Raw genomic sequence first — 18,751 nt, forward strand, 5'->3', positions numbered from 1 at the left:
CCAACTCTTCCGAGAATTGGATTTAGCCCGCTTTTACCAGCGGGCTTTTTTTTGTCCAAAATTCCTCAAGCGGGTTTATTCAAGTCCGGCTGCAGCATTTGCACGATGCTGGAGAAATCCTGCTGCGCATAACCGGCTTGCGCATGCATCTGGTACAACTGGCGCACCAGCCCGCCCAACGGCGTGGGCGCGTTTGCCGACAGGGCCGACTGCTGCGCCAGGCCCAGGTCTTTCAGCATCAGCGCCGTGCCGAAGCCACCCGTGTAATTGCGCGACGCGGGCGTGCCGTCCATGACACCGGGCCACGGGTTGTACACTTCCAGGGTCCAGTTGCGGCCCGAACTCTTGGCCATGATGTCGGACAAGACTTTCGGATCGAGGCCATGCGCCACGCCGAGGTTCAGCGCCTCGGCCGTACCGGCCATCAAGATACCCAGCAGCATGTTGTTGCAAATCTTCGCTACCTGGCCCGCACCCGCCTCGCCCGCATGGAAGATGTTCTTGCCCATCTTTTCCAGTAATGGACGCGCCTGCTGCAAGGCCGCTTCGCTGCCGCCGACGATGAACGTCAGGGTGCCGGCCGCCGCGCCCGCCGTGCCGCCCGAGACGGGCGCATCGATCATGGCAAAGCCCCGCTCGCTGGCCGCCTGCGCCACTTGCCGTGCCACGTCGGCCGCGATGGTGCTGCAATCGATGAACAGGGCGCCGGGCTTGGCGGAATCGAGCACGCCGCCAGCCGCTAGGTACAGCTCCTGCACGTGCTTGTTAGCTGGCAGCATGGTGATGACGGCGTCAGCCGTCTGTACGGCCGCGCTGGCGGAAGCAGCCGCCGTGGCGCCCGCTTCAACGAGGGATGCGACGGCTGCTGGCGCCAAGTCGAAGACGGACACGTGGAAGCCGGCGGCCACCAGGTTGCGGGCCATCGGCGCGCCCATGTTGCCCAGGCCGATGAAAGCGATATGTTGCATGTATGTCTCCTGTAGCGCCTAAAAAAGCCCATGGCGTTGTTGCCTTGCCTCGTCGTACTAGTCGTACTGCCTTCGGCAAGGCGCCTAGCCCTGAGCATTTTTATGCACTACTTAAATGTTTAAATGGGTAAATCGGCCAATGGATGCTGTGTCCACGGCGCGGCAAAATATTCGTCCAGATGCGTTGCGCTGACGTCGGCCAGACTGGCCGGCTGCCACTGCGGCGCGTTGTCCTTGTCGATCAGCAAGGCGCGCACGCCTTCGCTGAAATCCGCATGGGCGCAGCATTGCACGGCCACGATCAATTCCAGCTGGAACACTTGCGCCAAGCTCATGTGGCGTGTGCGGTCGCGCATGGCCCAGACCAAAGCGGCGGAACTGGGCGCGCCCTTGGCCAGCGAATGGGCCGCCTTTTGCAGCCAGGCCGAATCGCCGTCATACGCGGCAATGGCGGCCACCACTTCGGGCAAGGTGGGCGCTTGCGTCAGCGCGGCGATGGCGTCGAAGTTGGCGCGCACTTCGGAGACGGGCAGCATGGAGGCTGGCGCCGAGAAACCGCGCAGCAAGCGGTCCAGCTGCTCGCTGTTTGCCTGCGGGCTGGCTTGCCATTGCGCCAGCGCAAGAGCGTCGAGCACCATGGCGCGCTCTTCCTGGCGCAGGAAATAGTCGCCGAGCCCTGTGAACAGGGCGTCGGCCGCGTTCATCGGCGCGCCCGTCAAGCCCAGGAACAGGCCGCTGCGCCCCGGCATGCGGCCCAGGAACCAGCTGCCGCCCACGTCCGGGAACAGGCCGATCGTGATTTCCGGCATGGCGATGCGCGTATTTTCCGTTACGACACGGTGGCTGGCGCCCGCCATCAGGCCCAGGCCGCCACCCATGACGATGCCGCCGCCCCACACCAGCAGCGGTTTCACGTACGTATGGATGCGGTGGTCGAGCCGGTATTCCTCGGCAAAGAAGGCCAGCGCCTGCGGGTTCGGCACGATACCTGGCTGCTCGGCAACGGCCGAGCGCAAACTGCGCACGTCGCCGCCCGCGCAAAAGGCCTTGTCGGTCGACGAGTGCAGCACCACGCAGGCGATGGCGTCGTCACTGGCCCAGCGCACGAGGGCGCCATCGATGGCGCGTATCATGTCCAGGGTCAATGCATGCAGGGATTTGGGCGCATCGAGGGTGATGACGCCCAGCTTCATGCCGCCGGGACAATCGCGCTCCTCGATCTTCACCGTATCAATCAGGGTGCTTTCAGCCAAGATTTCAGCCATTGCGCCACTCCGCCGGACGTTTTTCCAGGAACGCTTGCACGCCCTCTTTCTGGTCTTGCGTATCGAACAGGCCCAGGAACAGGGTGCGTTCGTCGGGCAAGGAGTTGACCAATGGATGGCTGCGCGCGCCCTGGATCAGGGTCTTGCACGCCGTCACGCTGCTGGGGCTCTGGCGCGCCACTTTGGCGGCCAGGGCCAGCGCCGTGGCGGCAGCCTTGCCGGTTGGCACGACCTCCTCGACGAGGCCGATAGCCAGGGCCTTGGCCGCATCGACCCGCTCGCCGCACAGTATCATGCGCTTGGCCCAGCCTTCGCCCACCAGCCATGGCAAATGCTGCGTGCCGCCCGCACACGGCAGCAGGCCGACCGATGCTTCCGGCAAGGCCATCTGCGCGTGTTCTTCCGCGATACGGATGTCGCAGGCCAGCGCGCATTCGAGCCCGCCGCCCATGGCATAGCCATTGATGGCGGCGATGCTGACGCCGCGAAACGCGGACAATGCCTCGAACGCCTCGCCAAACGCGGCGGCCATGGCAAACGCTGTGTCCTTGTTACCATCGGCAAACACGTTCAAGTCGGCGCCAGCCGAGAAGAACTTGGCGCCGCCGCCCGTAATCACGAGCGCATACACGTCCGGGTCGGCATTCAGGTCGGCCACCAGCTGCGTCAGCCCGTTCAGGCTGGCCAGGGTCCACGTGTGGGCCGGAGGATTATCGAGGGTCACCAGGGCCGTGTGGCCACGGCGTTCCAGCAGTAAATTTGTATACACTTTGCTCATCGTAAGGTCTCCGTGGCGCCGTCTTTCAAAATCGCTCGCGCGACGATCAGGCGCATGATTTCATTCGTCCCTTCCAGGATCTGATGCACCCGCGTGTCGCGCACATGGCGCTCGAGCGGGTACTCGCGGATGTAGCCATAGCCGCCATGCAATTGCAGCGCATCGTTGGCCACATTGAAACCCACATCCGTGGCGAAACGTTTTGCCATGGCGCAGTACGCCGTGGCGTCCGGGCTTTCCTGGTCCAGTTTCCAGGCCGCCAGGCGCACCATCTGGCGCGCCGCCACCAGTTCGGTCAGCATGTCGGCCAGCTTGAATTGCAAAGCCTGGAATTGCGCCAGCTCGCGGCCAAACTGCGTGCGCTCCTTCATGTACGCTTGCGCCCGCGTGAGGGCCGCCTGCGCCGTGCCCACCGAGCACACGGCGATATTGATGCGCCCGCCATCGATGCCCTTCATGGCAATGGTAAAGCCTTCGCCTTCCGCGCCCAGCAAGTTACCGACAGGAACTCTTACCTGGTCGAAGCTGATGATGCGCGTGGGCTGGCTATTCCAGCCCATCTTTTCTTCCTTCTTGCCATACACGATGCCGGGCAAATTCGCCGGCACGGCAAACGCGGAAATGCCGGCCGCGCCCTCGCCGCCCGTGCGTGCCATAACGATCAGCATGTCCGTCTGGCCCGCGCCCGAAATGAAGGCCTTGGTTCCATCCAGCACATAGAAATCGCCATCCTTCACGGCTTTCGTGCGCAAGGATGCCGCGTCGGAACCCGATTGCGGTTCCGTCAGGCAATAGCTGGCCAGCTTCTGGCCGGCGGCCAGGGCCGGCACCCATTCGTCGCACAGGGCTTCCTGGCCCCAGCGCGACAGCATCCAGGTGGCCATGTTGTGGATCGTGATGTAGGCCGTGGTCGAGGTGCAGCCCCCGGCCAGCTCCTCGAAGACGATGGCCGCATCCTGGCGGCTCAAGCCCAGGCCGCCCCAGCGCTGCGGCGTGTACAGGCCGCAAAAGCCCATCTCGCCCGCCTTGGCGATAGTTTCCACGGGAAAGATCGATTCCGCGTCCCAATGGGCCGCATGCGGCGCCAATTCGCCTTCGGCAAACGCGCGCGCCGCCTGCTGGAACTCGCGCTGCTCGTCGCTCAGTTCAAAATCCATGCCAGCTCCTTATTTGAGGCTGATGGTCGTGTTGACCTTGCCCACCGAGGCCGCATCCGTGAACCAGCGCTGGGTAATCGTTTGCGTCTGCGTGTAGAACAGCACGACTTGCTTGCCGAACGGGCCCAGGTCGCCCAGCTTGGAGCCGCGCGAACCCGTAAAGCTGAACAGGGGAACGGGCACAGGAATGGGCACGTTGATACCGACCTGGCCCACGTCGATTTCTTCCTGGAAGTAACGCGCGGCCGCGCCGCTTTGCGTGAACAGCGCCGTGCCGTTGCCGTTCGGATTCGCGTTCACCAGGGCAATCGCTTCATCCAGGGTATCGACTTCGACGACGATCAGGACGGGACCAAAGATTTCCTGGTCATACACGACCATGCCGGGTTTCACGCCGGACAGAATCGTCGGTCCCACGAAGTTGCCGTTCGGATAGCCATCGACCTTGACGTCGCGGCCATCGAGAGTCAAGACGGCGCCCTGTTCGATGCCCTTGGCAACGAGGCTGTGCACGCGCTCTTTTGCGGCGCAGGAAATGACGGGACCGAGGTCCGGATTGTCCTTGCCCGCACCGACGCTCAAGCCTTGCGCCTTGGCGGCCAGTTCCGGCAGCCACTCGCGCGCTGCACCCACCAGCACGGCGACGGAGGCGGCCATGCAGCGCTGGCCAGCCGCGCCGAAGCCCGCGCCCAGCAACTGGTTCAAGGTCTGTTCTTTATTTGCATCCGGCAAGACGACGGCATGGTTCTTGGCGCCCATCATGCATTGCGCGCGCTTGCCGTTCAGGCTGGCGCGCTGGTACACATGCGTGCCCACCTTGCTGGAGCCCACGAACGAAATCGCCTTGATGTCCGGATGGTCGCACAGGGCGTTGACGACGTCTTCGCCGCCGTGGATGACGTTCAGCACGCCGGCAGGAATACCCGCCTGCAAGGCCAGGCGCACGAGTTTTTCCGTCACGAGCGGATCTTGCTCCGATGGTTTCAGCACGAAGGTATTGCCGCAGGCAATTGCCATCGGGAACATCCACAAGGGGATCATGGCGGGGAAATTGAACGGGGTAATGCCGGCGCACACGCCCAGCGGCTGCATCACGCTGTAGGTATCGACGCCGCCGGCCACGTTTTGCGCGTATTCACCCATTTGCAGGGTGCCGATATTGGCCGCGTGTTCCACCACTTCCAGGCCACGGAAGACGTCGCCTTCCGCGTCCAGCAAAGTCTTGCCCTGTTCCATCGTCAAGGTGGCGGCCAGGTCGGCCATGTTTTCACGGATCAGCTGTTGCAGCTTCAAAAAGATACGTGCGCGCGCACCGATGGGCGTCTTGCGCCAGGTTTTGAAGGCGCGCTGGGCCGAGGCGATGGCCGCGTTGACTTCGTCCGGGGTAGCGAACGGCACCTTGGCCAGGACTTCCTGCGTGGCGGGGTTGACGACGTCGCGCCAGACGGTGGTCTGGGATTCAACCCACTCGCCGTTGATCAAGAGGGGAACGGTCGGAATAGCGTTTTGCGTGGTCACTCGGTGTCTCCTTGTGTGGGTATAAGTCTGTTTGCATTATTCGCACAATCGCCGCCGCGAACAAGGCGTGAAAATGCGAGATAATGCAAAGCTGAATCTGTTAATCTGCAAATGTTGTAAATTTGCAGATTCCACAAACCGGGGAAGAGGAAACGCGATGGCAAAGGTTTTCATGGGCGTGCGCCTGCAGCGGCTGCGCGAGGAACGGCGCATGACGCAGGTGGCGCTGGCCAAGTCCCTGGGCATTTCGCCCAGCTACCTGAACCAGATGGAACGCAACCAGCGCCCGCTGACGGTGCCGATTTTGCTGCGCATCGGCACGGTGCTGGGCGTCGATCCGCAAATCTTTTCCGAACACGACAGCGCCAGCCTCGTGGCCGACGTGCGCGACGTGTTCGGCGAATTGCCGGACGCGCCGCCCACCTCGATGGCCGAACTCAAGATGCTGGTGGAAAACATGCCGGAACTGGCCCGCTCGATCTTGCTGCTGCAGCGGCGCTACCGGGTGATGGCGGAGCGGGCCGACACCCTGGCCGCGCGCCTCGACGACGGTAGCCGCGGCGCCAGCTCGGCGGCACCGTCCACAGACGAGGAAGTGCGCGAATACCTGAACCGGCGGCAAAACTATATCGATGAGCTGGACCGGGCGGCGGAGCTCGTGGCCGGCGAATTCGATCCCGCCCTGCGCACGCTCGACGCGCTGCAAGGCCGGCTGCTGGAACGCCACGGCATCGAAGTGCGCCTGTCCGATGGCGACGCGGGCATGGTGCGCAAGCACCGCTACGACGCGCAACAACAGATACTGTGGCTGCCCGACACCCTGACGGGCGGCCAGCGCGCCTTCCAGATGGCGGCGCAAATCAGCCTGCTCGAACACAGCGACCTGATCGACGCTCTCGTGCTGGCGGCGGGATTGTCCGGCGCGGCCGCGCAAACGGGCGCGCGCCTGGCTTTCTCGAATTATTTTGCGGGCGCCCTGCTGATGCCCTACCAGCGCTTCCTGCAGACGGCGGAAACGCGCGCCTACGATATCGAGCGCCTGGCGCACCAGTTCGGCGTGGGTTTTGAAGCCGTCTGCCACCGCCTGAGCACCATGCAGCGCCCGGATGCGGCGGGATTGCCGTTTTTCTTTGTCAGAGTCGACCGGGCCGGCAATGTCTCGAAGCGCCAGTCGGCCACGGACTTTCATTTCTCAAGAGTGGGCGGCACGTGCCCGCTGTGGATCGTCTACGATGCCTTCAGCCATCCGGGCCAGGTGCTCACGCAAGTGGCCAGCATGCCGGACGGCTGCACCTATTTATGGATCGCGCGCCAGGTCAGCACGGCGTCGCCTGGCTTCCGTGCGCCCGGCAAGACGTTTGCCGTGGCGCTGGGCTGCGACATCTCGCAGGCGCACCGCTTGATCTATTCGAAGGGACTCGATCTGCACGACCCTTCCAGCGCCACGCCGATCGGCACGGGCTGCAAGGTGTGCGAGCGCCAAAGCTGCCCGCAGCGGGCGTTTCCGTCGCTGCTGGCACCGCCGCCAGCATCAGCCTGATTTATTCGGCGACCCGGGCGCGCAGCGCATCGAATTCGCGCGCAAACTCCGCGCGCCAGTCGCGCCGCGTGGACTCGTCTATCCAGGCCGCGTCCAGCCCATTCAACATAAAGCCGCGCATGTCGTCCAGGCCAAAGCCGAATTCGCGCATCATCATCCAGGCGCCCGTCGGCGTCACGTGGTGCAGGGTCGGATCATCCGTATTCGGATGCAGTTTCAGGCCCAGCTTGGCCATGGCGCGGATCGGGTGATCGAGGGCCCAGCGCTCGGGCGCCAGGGTGCGCAAGTAATAGGAATTGGTCGGCACGACCGTAAACACCAGACCGCGCTCCACGCAGCGCTGCGCCAGTTCCGGATTGTCGACAATCGTATAGCCATGGTCGACCCTGTCCACCTTCAATTCGTCTATCGCCGTCTCCACGTTCATCCACGGCATGCCGAATTCGCCCGCATGCGCCGTGCATTTGAAGCCGGCTGCGCGCGCGGCGCGATAGGCCTCGATGAAGAGTTCCGGCGGGCGGTCGTTTTCGCGGTAGTCGATGCCGATGCCGATGACTTCCGGCGCGCGGTAGGCCTTCATCCATTCCACCATCTGCACGGCTTCGGCGGGAGCCGCTTCACGGTCGATGCTGGGGATCAAACGGCCAATCACGCCGAAGTCGCGCTGCGCGTCGCGGATGGCGGCCACGATGGCGTCTTGCGCCGATTCATAGCGGATGCCCGACACGCGCACGGTGCCGGTCGGGTTCCAGAAGAACTCCGCATAGCGCACGCCGTGGCCATGCGCGTCTTCCAGGTATTCGTAGGCGAGGCAATACAGGTCCGTCGGCGAGACGATCAGGTGCGCGTCGAGCGCGCGCAGTACGCGCAGCACGCCGACGGGCTTGTCGCCACGCGTGTAGAAAGAGTCGATTTCCTCGGGGGTGACGACATTGCGCGTCTTGGCGGCCAGCGCGCGGAAGGTTGCCTGGCGCACCGTGCCGAACAAATGGCAATGCAGCTCCACTTTCGGCATGGCGCGTAAAAACTGTTCGATGCTCAGGGGGGAATTAGACATGAAGCTCGTTTCGTAATGGAGTGGATCAGGCAAGAATGCCGGCCAGGCGCCGCATCAGCAGTTCGATGGCGGCCGGGCCGTCGGCCAGCATCGCCACCTGCATGTTGATGGGCGCGCGGCGCGGCACGCGGAACTCGCACACCGTCATACCGCGCGTCAGTTCGCCCGTCAATTCGATGGCCACGTGGGCGCTCTGGAACTGGAACAGCTGCGGCGCTTCCAGGTACAGGGCCACCACGGGGTCGTACATGGGCATGGGCACGGAACCGTCGGCGCTGCGGATGCGCACGTACGCTTCCAGGTAGCCGGACAAAAGCTGCGCGCGCGGCGTGCCGATGGCGCGCAGCTGCTGTACTTCCCCATTCGTCACCAGCAGCTGGCGGCACAGGTTCAAGCCGAACATGCGCAGCGGGATGCCGGCCTGGAACACCTGGGCGGCCGCTTCCGGGTCCGCATAGATATTGAATTCGGCCGCCGCCGTGTGGTTGCCCTGGTCGGTGGAGCCGCCCATCAAAATGATCTCGACGATTTTTTCCGCGATGTCGGGCGCCTTGGCCAGCGCGGTTGCGATATTCGTCATCGGCGCAATCGCCACGATGGTGATCTGGCCAGGGTGGGCGCGCACGGCGGCGATCAGCGCGTCGACGGCGTGGCCGGCAGCGTCCGTAGCCGCGCCGGGCGGCAAGATCTCGCCCGTCGTCGGCATGCCGCTGTCGCCGAGGATGCGCTGCGCCGTTTCGATGACGCCGGCCAGCGGCTGGTCGCAGCCGCGGTAGATCGGCACCGTCAAGCCATCATGGGCCTTGATGCGCAAGGCGTTGTCGTAGGTGATGTCGACGGGCGCATTGCCCGCCACCACGCTCACGCCCAGCCACTCGATAGCGGGATTGCTGCCCAGGAGCAGCATCGTCAGCCAGTCGTCGAAACCGGGATCGGTATCGAGCCAGATCTTTTTCAAGGGTTTGTCCATGACGGTTTCCAGTCGGAGTTAGGCACCCAGCCACAGGGCGCTGTCGGCAGGCAGCACGAACGAGACGGCCGTGCCTTCGCGCCAGGCGGCGCCACCGGCCGCGCAAATGCCCTTGACCTGGCCCAGCGGCGTTTGCAGCAGGTATTCAACGGTGTCGCCCAGGAAGCCCCGCGCCAGCACGGTGCCCGGGTATTGGCCTGCAACGTCGTCGGCGGCGCAGACGCGCACCTTGTCCGGACGCCAGCCCAGCACCGTGGTGCCGGCGGCGACGGGAGACGTGTACGGCAGGCTGGCGCCCGCGTGGTGCAGCGCGCCGTCGCGGTAGTCGAACAGGTTTTCAAAACCCATGAAGTTGGCGACAAAACGCGTCGACGGCGTGTTGAACACGGCTTCCGGCGCGGCCAGCTGCTCGATGCGCCCGCCGTTCATGACGACGATGCGGTCGGACAGGGCCAGCGCTTCTTCCTGGTCATGCGTCACGTACAGCATGGTGATGCCCAGTTCGCGCTGGATGCGGCGCAGCTCGGCGCGCATCTGCACGCGCAGCTTGGCGTCCAGGTTCGACAACGGTTCATCGAGCAGCAGCAGGGCTGGCTCGACGACGATGGCGCGCGCCAGCGCCACGCGCTGCTGCTGGCCGCCCGACATCTGCGCCGGCAAACGGGTTTCAAAACCCGTCAGTCCCACGGCGGCGATCACGGCTTCCACTTTCGTTTTCAGCAGGGCCGGCGCGACCTTGCGCAGGCGCAGGCCAAAGGCGATGTTGTCGTACACGTTCAGGTGCGGGAACAGCGCATACGACTGGAACACCATGCCGATATTGCGTTTATTCGGCGCCAGCTTGCCGATCTCGCGGCCGTCCAGAACGATGCGGCCCGACTGCAGCGGCATCAGACCGGCAATCGCGCGCATGGTGGTGGTCTTGCCGCAGCCGCTGGGGCCCAGCAGGGAAATCAGTTCGCCCTGCTCGACGTGCAGGTCCAGGTCTTTCACGGACGTCGTGTTCTTGGCGTAGCCGAGGTTCAGCTTGTGCAGTTCCAGATAACTCATCGTGTGTTGCCTCTTACATGTATTTAGAAATGCCCAGCACCTTCTCGGTCACCATCACGAAGGCCATGGTGAACAAGACCAGCAAGGTCGACAGGGCAGCGATCGACGGATCGAAGCTGTTTTCCATATGGCCCAGCATCTCGATCGGCAAGGTGCTGATGCCGGGCCCCGTGAGGAACAGCGAGACGGGCACCTGGTTGAACGAGGTGACGAAGGCGAGGAAGAAGGCGGCGATCACGGCGTTGCGGATATTCGGCAGCACGATCATGAAAAACGCCCGCAGGCGCGACGCGCCCAGGGTGATGGCGGCATCCTCGATATCCACGCGCAGGTTCACCAGGCTGGCGTACACGACGCGCACCGAATACGGAATCAACAGCGCGATGTGGCCGATCAGCAGGCCCACGTAGACGGGCGCGTTAATCGTCAGCACCAGGTGGTGCAGCAAGCCCAGACCGACGAGGATGGCGGGAATGATCAGCGGCGACGTCAGCACCTGGCGGATGGCGCCGATGCCCGGTGGCGGCATGCGCGAAAACGCGTACGCGACGGGTATGCCCAGCAGCAGCGCGATGACGGTCGCGATCAGGCCGATTTCCAGGCTGGTCTGGAAGGCGCGGCGGAACTCGGGCGCCGACCATACTTCGATGATCCAGCGCAGCGAATACGACTCGGGCGGGAAGGCCAAGGTTTCGCCGCCGGAAAAGCCTGCCAGCACGACGATGGCGAAAGGCCCCAGCAGGAACAGGAACACCAGCCATAAAACGGCACGCGAGAATAAGCTTTCTTTCATACGGAACTCCGGCTCGAGGAAATACGTTTAAGGCCGGCGTTGACCAGCAGGGTCATGCAGACGAGGATGACGGCGATGACATTCGCCGCGCCAAAATCGCTCTCCACGCTGACCTTCTGGTACAGCAGCGTTTCCAGCATCAGCACCTTGGTGCCGCCCAGCAGGGCCGGCGTCACGTAGGCCGTCACGCAGCCCGTAAATACGAGCGTGCCGCCGACAACCAGGCCTTCCTGCGTCAGCGGCAAGGTGACCTTGCAAAACACTTGCCATGGATTGGCGCCCAGGGTGGCGGCAGCCGGTTCCACGTCGCGCGGCAGGTTTTCCAGCGCGCCCGCCAAGGACATCAGCATCAGCGGCAGCAGCAATTGCAGCAGGCCGACAAAGACGGCAAATTCGCTGAACAGCAAACGCAGCGGCTCTTCCGTGAAGCCCATGTTGACGAGTGCCGCGTTGACGGCGCCGTTACGGCCCAGCAGCACGATCCAGGCGTAGGTACGCGCAATCGGCGAGACCATCAGCGGCAAGATCATCATGCCCACCACCAGGCCGCGCCACTTCGGCGACACGCGCGCCACGGCTTGCGCGGCCGGGTAGCCGAGGATGATGGCCGCCAGGGTCACCAGCGCGGCGATGCGCAGGGTGCGCCAGAAGATGGTGCGGTTGAATTCCTGCGAGAAGAAGTCGATGAAGCGGTCCACACCCCACTGCATGCCGTCGCCGACGCGGAAGGCGTCGACCAGCAAAGCCAGCACGGGCAGCAGGAAGCAGACGACGATGAAGATCAGCGCCGGCAGGACCAGCAGCAGTCCCAGGCGCTTTTTTGGATCAGCAAACATGGTGTTCTCTCCTCGTCACCACTATTTGCTCATGGCCTTGTTCCACTGCGTCATCCAGTTGCTGCGCTGTTTGATGATGGTTTCCGGCTTGACGAATTTCAGCGAATTGATCTGGTCGGCGCCATAGGTATTGAATTGCGCGGCCGCCACGGACAGGCGCACGTCCTTGTTGACGGGCGAGTCGACCAGGTTGGTGGCCAGCTGCGTCTGCACTTCCTTGGACAGCCAGAAATCCATCAGCTGGTAGGCCAGGTCCGCATTCTTCGAACCGGCGACGATGCCCATCACGTTCATGCCGGCCGCCTGGCCTTCGGCCGGGATGCTCCATTTCAGGGGCAGGCCCGTCTTGAGCATTTGCGACCACGTAAAGCGCGCCACGGGCGCGGCCCAGATTTCATCCTGGGCGAACAGAGCCGCCAGCTGCGCGCTGTTTTTCGAGAACGTGACGACGTTGCCCTTCATGCCGACGATCTTCGCAAAGCCGGTCGCGTAGTCGTCCGTCTTGCCGCCCCAGGCCGCATCGGCCATGCGCAGCATCAGCGGGCCCTGCGTGGTGCTCACGTCGGGGAAGGCCACGCGGCCTTTCAGTTCGGGGCGCCACAAGTCCTTCCAGGACGTCAGCGGGGCGATCTTGTCGCTGCGGTACACCAGGCCCACGGAGTACAGCGTGTAGCCGACGGCGTAGTTGCCGCCGATGGGGTTTTTCGCCACGTCGTACAAGGCTTTGTAATTGCTCAGCTTGGAGTAATCCATGGGCTGGATCACGCCCTTTTGCGCCGCTTCCAGCATGCCGGAATCGGACAGCAGCACGAGGTCGATCACCGGATTCTTGGCGTGCACCACCAGCTTGGCGATACGGTCCGCGTTATTCCCCGTTTCCACCTTGATATCGCAACCGCATTTGGCCTTGAACGGCTCGTACACATACTTCATGAACAAGGGCTGGGCAATCGGGTAGGCCGAAATGACCAGCTCGCGTTTTTCCGCGTGAGCGGCGTTGGCCAGCAAGCCTAGGCTCAACGCCAACATGAGGTGCTTTTTCAAGATGCTTCCTTTCAGAGGCGGCGCTGCGGGACAGCGCCTGTAAAGATGAATCAGAGTCAGAAATAATGTCGCATGCCGGCGATCAGGACGCTTTGCGTCTTGCCGCCCGAGGCGCCGAAGCCGAACACGCGGGCGAACGTCGCATCGCCGGCCGCTTTCTGGTAGCTCCAGGTGATGGCGATATCGGTGCGCTTGGACAGGAAGTAATCGGCCTGGAAATTGACCTGATGCCATTTCGGCGTCTTGTTGATCACGTCATATTTACCGGTGGTAAAGAAATACGAGGCGCCCAGGTTCAACGCTTCCGTCAGCTTGTGGTTCACGTTCAAGTCCACGTTTTGCAAGGTCAGATTGCTTTGATCCAGGTAGTGGTAGCGCACGTTGGTGTACAGCGCGCCAAACTTGGTCTTGCCGACATTATAAAAGCCTCCCGTGCCGGCGATGGCCTGGCTGTCCACGCCGGCGCCCTTGACGGCGCTCTTGTTGAAGATCAACAAGGAGCTGCCATAGTCGTTACCGATGGCGCCATTCGGCGCATCGGGGCTGTTCGGACGGTCCATCTTGGTGTAGGCGACGGCCCAGCTGAAGGCGTCGACCTTGTAGCCGGCGCCCATGCTGTAAACGCGGTTGCGGTTCGAGTCTTCCGGGTTTTCGCTGAAGCCGTACAAGCCCGTAAACGACAGGTTGCTGATGTTCGGGCTCACATACTTGACGGCGTTTTGCACGCGCAGGTTATTGTAGCCATTGTCGTTGTCGCCGATGTGCACGCCGTTACTGGCGATGACCACGGGGCCCAGCAGATCCTTGACGGCTTCGTACTGGCGGCCAAGGGTGAGCGTACCCTTGTCGTTGCTGGACAGCCCCACATACGACTGGCGGCCGAACAGACGGCCGCTTTGCGAGGCCGTGCCCGTCATGACGTTAAAACCGTTCTCCAGCACGAAGACGGCCTTGGTGCCGTTGCCCAGGTCTTCCTGGCCGCGGAAACCGATGCGGGGATTCTGATTCGTGCCGCTCAGCGCATGCGTGCGGCTGCCCTTGCCTTCATCCGATACATAGCCGATACCGGCCGACAGCAAGCCATACACTTGCACGCTGCTTTGCGCCTGCGCCACGCCGTGCGCCGCCAGCAAGCCCCCCACCACCATCGTTCCCGTCATCCATTTGTTCATCGCCGCCACCCTAAAAAGAATAAACCCTGAGTTTTTTTGGAATTATTTTATTGATGCATCCCTTGCATGGCGTGCTGCCGCGAGTACCGGCGCCGCCTGGCAAGCGCTTCTCTGAAGATTGTTGCCTTCAAGACAAGTAAGGACCAGTCCAGAATATGGTAAATTGCAGGATAAGAAAATTTGTTTATTTTTATAAATCCATTACTTTTTCTAATAAGCAAACCCATGCATGAACTGAGCAAGAAAATTTCCTTACGACATTTGCAAGCGTTTGCCACCCTAGCCCGGGTAAACAGCTTCAGCAAGGCCGCACAGGAATTGTGCGTGACCCAGCCGGCCCTCAGCGCATCGATCAAGCTGCTGGAAAACCAACTGGGAAAAAAGTTGTTTAACCGCACAACCCACCAGCTGGAACTGACGCGCGAAGGCAAGCTGGCGCTCGACTACGCCACGCATTTATTGAATACGGCGAGCAATACCTTTGCCGATATCCAGCGCGCCATCGGCAGCGGCCGGCACCGCATCCGCATCGGCGCCATCCCGTCGGCCATGGCGATGACGGCCGTGGTGGTGGCGCGCTACTGCGAGCAGCATGGCGATGAAGTGGAAATCGTCCTGTCGGACATGCCCAACGATGGCTTGCTGCACGCGCTGCATTCGGGCCAGCTGGACTTTTGCGTGGGCATCGAAGTGCCCGGTTCCGTGTCGCTGGAAAGCGTGGGCCTGTTCGAAGACGAGCTGGTGCTGGTGACGGCGGGACGCCATGCGCTGGCACCGCTCAAGGAAGTGCGCTGGGACCAGCTGGCGGGGCAGGAAATCGTCGTGTTCACCAAGGGCAGCATCTGGGAGTTCGCCTCGAGCGCGCTGCGCCAGCATGGCTTGAGCCCGTCGAGCCTGTACCAGATGATCCACAGCGAATCGCTGTACGGCGTGGTACGCGCCGGCATCGCCGTGGGCATCATGCCCAGCCTGTACACGACCTTCCTCAACGACGAGGACCTGCACGTGGCGCCGCTGCGCCAACCCACGTGCAAGCGCAAGATCGCCCTGATGCGGCGCAATGAAATCAGCCGCAACCACCATGTGGACGACTGTTTTTCAGCGCTGAGACAAGACCTGCAGCAGGTCGACCAGTGGTTTTAAGTTAATACTTAAGCAGGTGCCTTCAGCAAGTTCGCCAAAGCCACGTATTGCTCCAAGCCCACGGTTTCCGGACGCAAGGTCGGGTCGATGCCGGCCGCCTTGATCTGCTCTTCCGTAAACATCCCGGCCAGGCAGTTGCGGATCACCTTGCGGCGCTGCGAGAAGGCCTTCATGACGACGGCTTCCAGCGTTGCCTGGTCGCAGGCCAGGCGCTCGGCCACGGGGATCATGCGCACGATGGCCGATTCCACTTTCGGCGGCGGGTCGAAGGCCGTCGGCGGCACGATGAACAGCAGCGACATCTTGTAGCGCCACTGCAGCATCACGGACAGGCGGCCATACGCCTTGCTGCCCGGCTCGGCCACCATGCGTTCGACCACTTCCTTTTGCAGCATGAAATGCTGGTCCTGCACCAGCGGCGCGAAGTCCGCCAGGTGGAACAGCAGCGGGCTGGAAATGTTGTACGGCAAGTTGCCCACGATGCGCAGCTTCTGGCCGGCCGGCACGGGGATTTGCGCGAAATCGAATTTCAGCGCGTCGCCCGAATGGATCGTCAGCTTGGCCGGATTGAACGTTTTTTCCAGGCGCACGATCAGGTCGCGGTCCAGCTCGACCACATGCATCTGCTTCAAATGGCGCAGCAGCTGCTCCGTCATGGCGCCCAGGCCGGGGCCGATCTCAACCATGGCATCGTCCGGCTGCGGCCCGATGGCGGCCGTGATGTCGTCGAGGACGAAGCGGTCATGCAGGAAGTTCTGGCCAAAGCGTTTGCGGGCAACGTGTTTCATAATGTGTTTTCTATTAATGCGGTAAAGCCGGCACAGGCCGGCGGAATCGGTTGAGCAGGCAGCGTCGGGTTACGCCGTGCCGGCTAACCCGACCTACGCTCTATGCTCTGGTCAGGGTGCTGGCGCGCAACATGTCGAGCGCCGTTTGCAGCGCTTGCTCCATGCTGTGGCCGTCGGCCAGCCCCAGCCCTTGCGCTGCCAGGTCCAGCGCCGTGCCATGGTCGACCGAGGTGCGTATCAGCGGCAAGCCCAGGGTGATATTGATGCCGCGCCCGAAGGTCGCGTATTTCAGCACGGGCAAGCCCTGGTCGTGGTACATGGCCAGCACGCAGTCGGCATCGGCCAGGTATTTGTGCTGGAACAGGGTGTCGGCCGGGTACGGTCCGCGCGCATCGATGCCGCGCGCTTGCGCCGCGGCAATCGCCGGAGCGATCACATCGATTTCCTCGCGTCCCAGATAGCCGCCCTCGCCCGCGTGCGGGTTCAGGCCGGTGACGAGAATGCGCGGCGCGGCGATGCCGAATTTCCGTTGCAGGTCCGACTGGAGGATATCGAGGGTGACGGCCAGGCTGTCCATGGTGATGGCAGCGGACACATCCTTCAACGGCAGATGCGTGGTGGCCAGCGCCACGCGCAGGGTCGGTTCGCCATGGCCGGGTTCGCCGGCCAGCATCATCACCACTTGCGGCGTGCCGGTTTTGTCTGCCAGGTATTCCGTGTGGCCGGAAAAGGCCACGCCAGCGTCGTTGATCGTGCTCTTTTGCAAGGGCGCCGTGACCATGGCGCCAAACCAACCGGCCTGAATACCTTCCACGGCCGCGTCCAGGGTGGCGAGCACGGAGCGCCCGTTTTCCTTGTCCAGCACGCCAGGAATGACATTGTTCACGGTGGGAATATCGATCACGGCCAGGCGGCCGGGTCCGAACTGGGGCAAGCCGCTGTTGCGTACGGCTTGCAGCGACAGCGCCGCCAGACGGATCTCCGGGTCGATCAGGCTGGCCGTCAGCGCCAGGAAGGCGGCGTCGCCCAGCAGGATGCAGTTGACCTCATGCCGCATGGCCCAGGCGGCGCGGATCGAAATTTCCGGGCCGACACCGGCCGGTTCGCCACAGGTAATGGCGATGGCCGGGCGGCGGGCAACAGGCAAGTTACTCATGCGCAATCAGTCAGCGGCATTACTGGTCGTCCGCGCGGAATTCGACGTAGGCACGGTCGCGCACTTCGCGCGCCCAGTTTTCCGTCGCTTCTTCCAGCTTGCGTTCGCGCAAGGCGTTGCGTGCGGCAGCGCGCTGCTTCTCTTTCGAGACGTCATCGCTCTTGCGTTCCAGCACTTCGATCAGGTGGAAGCCAAAGCTCGATTCGATCGGTTCGCTCACCTCGCCCGGTTTCAGCGCATTCATCGCCGTTTCGAATTCCGGCACGGTGTCGCCTGGATACAGCCAGCCCAGGTCGCCGCCCTTGGCCGCGGAGCCGTCGTTCGAGAACAAACGAGCCAGGTCTTCGAACTTGGCAGCCTTGTTGTCGAGACGCTCTTTCAGCTCCAGCAATTTACGCTTGGCTTCGGCCGCCGACAGGGTCGGCGTCACTTTCAGCAAGATGTGGCGGGCATGCGTCTGCTGCACGGCGGCGACGGCTTGCGCCTCGGCAGCGCTGCGGCGGTCCACCAGCTTCAGGATATGGAAGCCCGTGTTGCTCTTGATGATAGGCGTGATCTGGCCCGGCTTCAATTTCAGCAATTGCTCCGTGAACAGGGGCGGCAGGCGGTCGCTATTGCGCCAGCCGATATCGCCGCCGCTCAGCGCGTCGCTGGCGTCGGAATAGCTGGCGGCCATCTTGGCGAAATCGGCGCCCGTGCGCAGCTGGCGGCTGACTTCTTCGGCGCGCGCGCGGCGCGCGGCGATTTGTTCAGGGCTCGAGTTTTCCGGAATGCGCACGAGAATTTGCGCCAGGTTCAGCTCCACCTGTTCGCTGGCGGCCGCCTTTTCCGCTTCCAGGAAGTTATCCACTTCGGAATCGGAAATCTGGATCTTCGCGTCGACTTCGTGCTCGCGCAAGCGCTGCATGATGATTTCATCGCGGATTTCTTCGCGGAAGGTCGCAAACGGCGTGCCTTCCTTTTCCATCTGGTTGCGCAGCTCTTGCACCGTCATCTTTTGCTGTTCAGCAATACGGCCAATCGCGCGGTCCAAGGTCAGGTCATCCACGCGGACGCCCATTTCCTTGGCCAGCTGCATTTGTGCGCGCTCGACAATCATGCGCTCGAGCAATTGACGACGCAGGTCGGCAGGATCGGGCAAGGGCACGTTCTGCGCCTTCATGCGCTGCTCCACGCTCTTGATACGGGCCGCCACTTCATTGCGCGTAATCACATCGTCATTGACGACGACGGCGATGGAATCGATGGTCTGGCCACTGCTCGACGCGGGGGGAGTGAATCCCTTGACCGGCGCTAGGGCAGCGGCAGCGGGCTTGGCCGCAGGAGCTGGCGCAGCCTGTTGCGCCCAGACACTACTGGTCGTGGCGCCGGAAATGGCGCACAACAAAACCGTTGCAATTTTGAGTTGGTGCATACTGGCATTACGCATAATGTGTAGAGCGCTCATGAGTTCAGGTGAATAAAAAAACCGGTTTGTGCCAGCGCCGGGAACACCGGCGGCGGCAACGGAGCCTAT

Annotated in this window: 17 protein-coding genes; 2 read left to right on the plus strand and 15 right to left on the minus strand. The window is 62.9% G+C overall.

Annotation, left to right across the window (positions count from 1 at the left end; all coding sequences use genetic code 11):
• Positions 1 to 65: 65 nt before the first annotated feature.
• The 5 genes from mmsB to OPV09_RS27660 all read right to left on the minus strand — a co-directional run bounded on the left by mmsB (position 66) and on the right by OPV09_RS27660 (position 5,686).
• A complete protein-coding gene (mmsB, locus tag OPV09_RS27640; RefSeq protein WP_034745702.1) occupies positions 66 to 968 on the minus strand; it encodes a 3-hydroxyisobutyrate dehydrogenase in 903 nt (300 codons plus the stop codon).
• A 119-nt stretch (positions 969 to 1,087) separates the two neighbouring features.
• The gene (locus tag OPV09_RS27645; protein ID WP_338679997.1) at positions 1,088 to 2,233 is read right to left on the minus strand and encodes an enoyl-CoA hydratase/isomerase family protein; all 1,146 of its coding nucleotides are present in this window, start codon (positions 2,231 to 2,233) and stop codon (positions 1,088 to 1,090) included.
• Positions 2,226 to 3,011 carry an enoyl-CoA hydratase gene (locus tag OPV09_RS27650; protein ID WP_034745699.1) on the minus strand — a complete coding sequence of 262 codons (786 nt, stop codon included), beginning with the start codon at positions 3,009 to 3,011 and terminating at the stop codon, positions 2,226 to 2,228. The genes OPV09_RS27645 and OPV09_RS27650 overlap by 8 nt, the downstream gene beginning before the upstream one ends.
• Entirely contained in the window at positions 3,008 to 4,168 is a 1,161-nt protein-coding gene (locus OPV09_RS27655) for an acyl-CoA dehydrogenase family protein (RefSeq protein WP_034745696.1), read from the minus strand. The genes OPV09_RS27650 and OPV09_RS27655 overlap by 4 nt, the downstream gene beginning before the upstream one ends.
• Positions 4,169 to 4,177: 9 nt before the next feature.
• Positions 4,178 to 5,686: a CoA-acylating methylmalonate-semialdehyde dehydrogenase gene (locus tag OPV09_RS27660; protein WP_338679998.1), complete on the minus strand. Its 1,509-nt coding sequence runs from the start codon at positions 5,684 to 5,686 to the stop codon at positions 4,178 to 4,180.
• Positions 5,687 to 5,843: 157 nt separating this feature from the next.
• Between OPV09_RS27660 and OPV09_RS27665 the strand changes: the two genes are divergently transcribed.
• Entirely contained in the window at positions 5,844 to 7,226 is a 1,383-nt protein-coding gene (locus tag OPV09_RS27665) for a short-chain fatty acyl-CoA regulator family protein (protein ID WP_034745691.1), read from the plus strand.
• A 1-nt stretch (position 7,227) separates the two neighbouring features.
• Here OPV09_RS27665 and OPV09_RS27670 read toward each other — a convergent pair whose 3' ends face one another.
• The 7 genes from OPV09_RS27670 to OPV09_RS27700 are packed head-to-tail and all read right to left on the minus strand — an operon-like array spanning position 7,228 to position 14,148.
• Positions 7,228 to 8,283: an adenosine deaminase gene (locus OPV09_RS27670; protein ID WP_338679999.1), complete on the minus strand. Its 1,056-nt coding sequence runs from the start codon at positions 8,281 to 8,283 to the stop codon at positions 7,228 to 7,230.
• Positions 8,284 to 8,308: 25 nt separating this feature from the next.
• Positions 8,309 to 9,253 carry a nucleoside hydrolase gene (locus OPV09_RS27675; protein WP_338680001.1) on the minus strand — a complete coding sequence of 315 codons (945 nt, stop codon included), beginning with the start codon at positions 9,251 to 9,253 and terminating at the stop codon, positions 8,309 to 8,311.
• An 18-nt stretch (positions 9,254 to 9,271) separates the two neighbouring features.
• Positions 9,272 to 10,303, minus strand: coding sequence for an ABC transporter ATP-binding protein (locus OPV09_RS27680; RefSeq protein WP_072457248.1), 1,032 nt, complete (start codon positions 10,301 to 10,303; stop codon positions 9,272 to 9,274).
• Positions 10,304 to 10,316: 13 nt separating this feature from the next.
• Positions 10,317 to 11,096: an ABC transporter permease gene (locus OPV09_RS27685; RefSeq protein WP_034745682.1), complete on the minus strand. Its 780-nt coding sequence runs from the start codon at positions 11,094 to 11,096 to the stop codon at positions 10,317 to 10,319.
• Positions 11,093 to 11,932 (minus strand): ABC transporter permease, encoded by an 840-nt coding sequence (locus OPV09_RS27690; protein ID WP_034745679.1) that lies wholly within the window; start codon positions 11,930 to 11,932, stop codon positions 11,093 to 11,095. The genes OPV09_RS27685 and OPV09_RS27690 overlap by 4 nt, the downstream gene beginning before the upstream one ends.
• A gap of 21 nt (positions 11,933 to 11,953) precedes the next feature.
• Positions 11,954 to 12,976, minus strand: a complete 1,023-nt coding sequence (locus OPV09_RS27695; RefSeq protein WP_034745676.1) for an ABC transporter substrate-binding protein — start codon at positions 12,974 to 12,976, stop codon at positions 11,954 to 11,956.
• 56 nt (positions 12,977 to 13,032) lie between these two features.
• The gene (locus OPV09_RS27700; protein WP_235194139.1) at positions 13,033 to 14,148 is read right to left on the minus strand and encodes a porin; all 1,116 of its coding nucleotides are present in this window, start codon (positions 14,146 to 14,148) and stop codon (positions 13,033 to 13,035) included.
• A gap of 225 nt (positions 14,149 to 14,373) precedes the next feature.
• Here OPV09_RS27700 and OPV09_RS27705 point away from each other — a divergent pair, with 225 nt between their 5' ends.
• Positions 14,374 to 15,291, plus strand: a complete 918-nt coding sequence (locus tag OPV09_RS27705; protein ID WP_034745670.1) for a LysR family transcriptional regulator — start codon at positions 14,374 to 14,376, stop codon at positions 15,289 to 15,291.
• An 8-nt stretch (positions 15,292 to 15,299) separates the two neighbouring features.
• Here the strand turns inward: OPV09_RS27705 and rsmA are convergent, their stop codons facing one another.
• The 3 genes from rsmA to OPV09_RS27720 all read right to left on the minus strand — a co-directional run bounded on the left by rsmA (position 15,300) and on the right by OPV09_RS27720 (position 18,649).
• Positions 15,300 to 16,079 (minus strand): 16S rRNA (adenine(1518)-N(6)/adenine(1519)-N(6))-dimethyltransferase RsmA, encoded by a 780-nt coding sequence (rsmA, locus tag OPV09_RS27710; RefSeq protein ID WP_034745667.1) that lies wholly within the window; start codon positions 16,077 to 16,079, stop codon positions 15,300 to 15,302.
• Between the two features lie 100 nt (positions 16,080 to 16,179).
• Entirely contained in the window at positions 16,180 to 17,235 is a 1,056-nt protein-coding gene (gene pdxA, locus OPV09_RS27715) for a 4-hydroxythreonine-4-phosphate dehydrogenase PdxA (RefSeq protein ID WP_034745664.1), read from the minus strand.
• Between the two features lie 19 nt (positions 17,236 to 17,254).
• Positions 17,255 to 18,649 (minus strand): peptidylprolyl isomerase, encoded by a 1,395-nt coding sequence (locus tag OPV09_RS27720; RefSeq protein WP_338680003.1) that lies wholly within the window; start codon positions 18,647 to 18,649, stop codon positions 17,255 to 17,257.
• Between the last annotated feature and the right edge of the window lie 102 nt (positions 18,650 to 18,751).

The organism is Janthinobacterium sp. TB1-E2, assembly GCF_036885605.1.
Lineage (GTDB): Bacteria > Pseudomonadota > Gammaproteobacteria > Burkholderiales > Burkholderiaceae_D > Janthinobacterium > Janthinobacterium aestuarii.

Excerpts from the sequence above, each read along its gene's own strand:
- mmsB (WP_034745702.1), bottom strand. The coding sequence starts at position 968 with ATGCAACATATCGCTTTCATCGGCCTGGGCAACATGGGCGCGCCGATG.
- OPV09_RS27645 (WP_338679997.1), bottom strand. The coding sequence starts at position 2,233 with ATGGCTGAAATCTTGGCTGAAAGCACCCTGATTGATACGGTGAAGATC.
- OPV09_RS27650 (WP_034745699.1), bottom strand. The coding sequence starts at position 3,011 with ATGAGCAAAGTGTATACAAATTTACTGCTGGAACGCCGTGGCCACACG.
- OPV09_RS27655 (WP_034745696.1), bottom strand. The coding sequence starts at position 4,168 with ATGGATTTTGAACTGAGCGACGAGCAGCGCGAGTTCCAGCAGGCGGCG.
- OPV09_RS27665 (WP_034745691.1), top strand. The coding sequence starts at position 5,844 with ATGGCAAAGGTTTTCATGGGCGTGCGCCTGCAGCGGCTGCGCGAGGAA.
- OPV09_RS27670 (WP_338679999.1), bottom strand. The coding sequence starts at position 8,283 with ATGTCTAATTCCCCCCTGAGCATCGAACAGTTTTTACGCGCCATGCCG.
- OPV09_RS27675 (WP_338680001.1), bottom strand. The coding sequence starts at position 9,253 with ATGGACAAACCCTTGAAAAAGATCTGGCTCGATACCGATCCCGGTTTC.
- OPV09_RS27680 (WP_072457248.1), bottom strand. The coding sequence starts at position 10,303 with ATGAGTTATCTGGAACTGCACAAGCTGAACCTCGGCTACGCCAAGAAC.
- OPV09_RS27685 (WP_034745682.1), bottom strand. The coding sequence starts at position 11,096 with ATGAAAGAAAGCTTATTCTCGCGTGCCGTTTTATGGCTGGTGTTCCTG.
- OPV09_RS27690 (WP_034745679.1), bottom strand. The coding sequence starts at position 11,932 with ATGTTTGCTGATCCAAAAAAGCGCCTGGGACTGCTGCTGGTCCTGCCG.
- OPV09_RS27700 (WP_235194139.1), bottom strand. The coding sequence starts at position 14,148 with ATGAACAAATGGATGACGGGAACGATGGTGGTGGGGGGCTTGCTGGCG.
- OPV09_RS27705 (WP_034745670.1), top strand. The coding sequence starts at position 14,374 with ATGCATGAACTGAGCAAGAAAATTTCCTTACGACATTTGCAAGCGTTT.
- rsmA (WP_034745667.1), bottom strand. The coding sequence starts at position 16,079 with ATGAAACACGTTGCCCGCAAACGCTTTGGCCAGAACTTCCTGCATGAC.
- pdxA (WP_034745664.1), bottom strand. The coding sequence starts at position 17,235 with ATGAGTAACTTGCCTGTTGCCCGCCGCCCGGCCATCGCCATTACCTGT.
- OPV09_RS27720 (WP_338680003.1), bottom strand. The coding sequence starts at position 18,649 with ATGCACCAACTCAAAATTGCAACGGTTTTGTTGTGCGCCATTTCCGGC.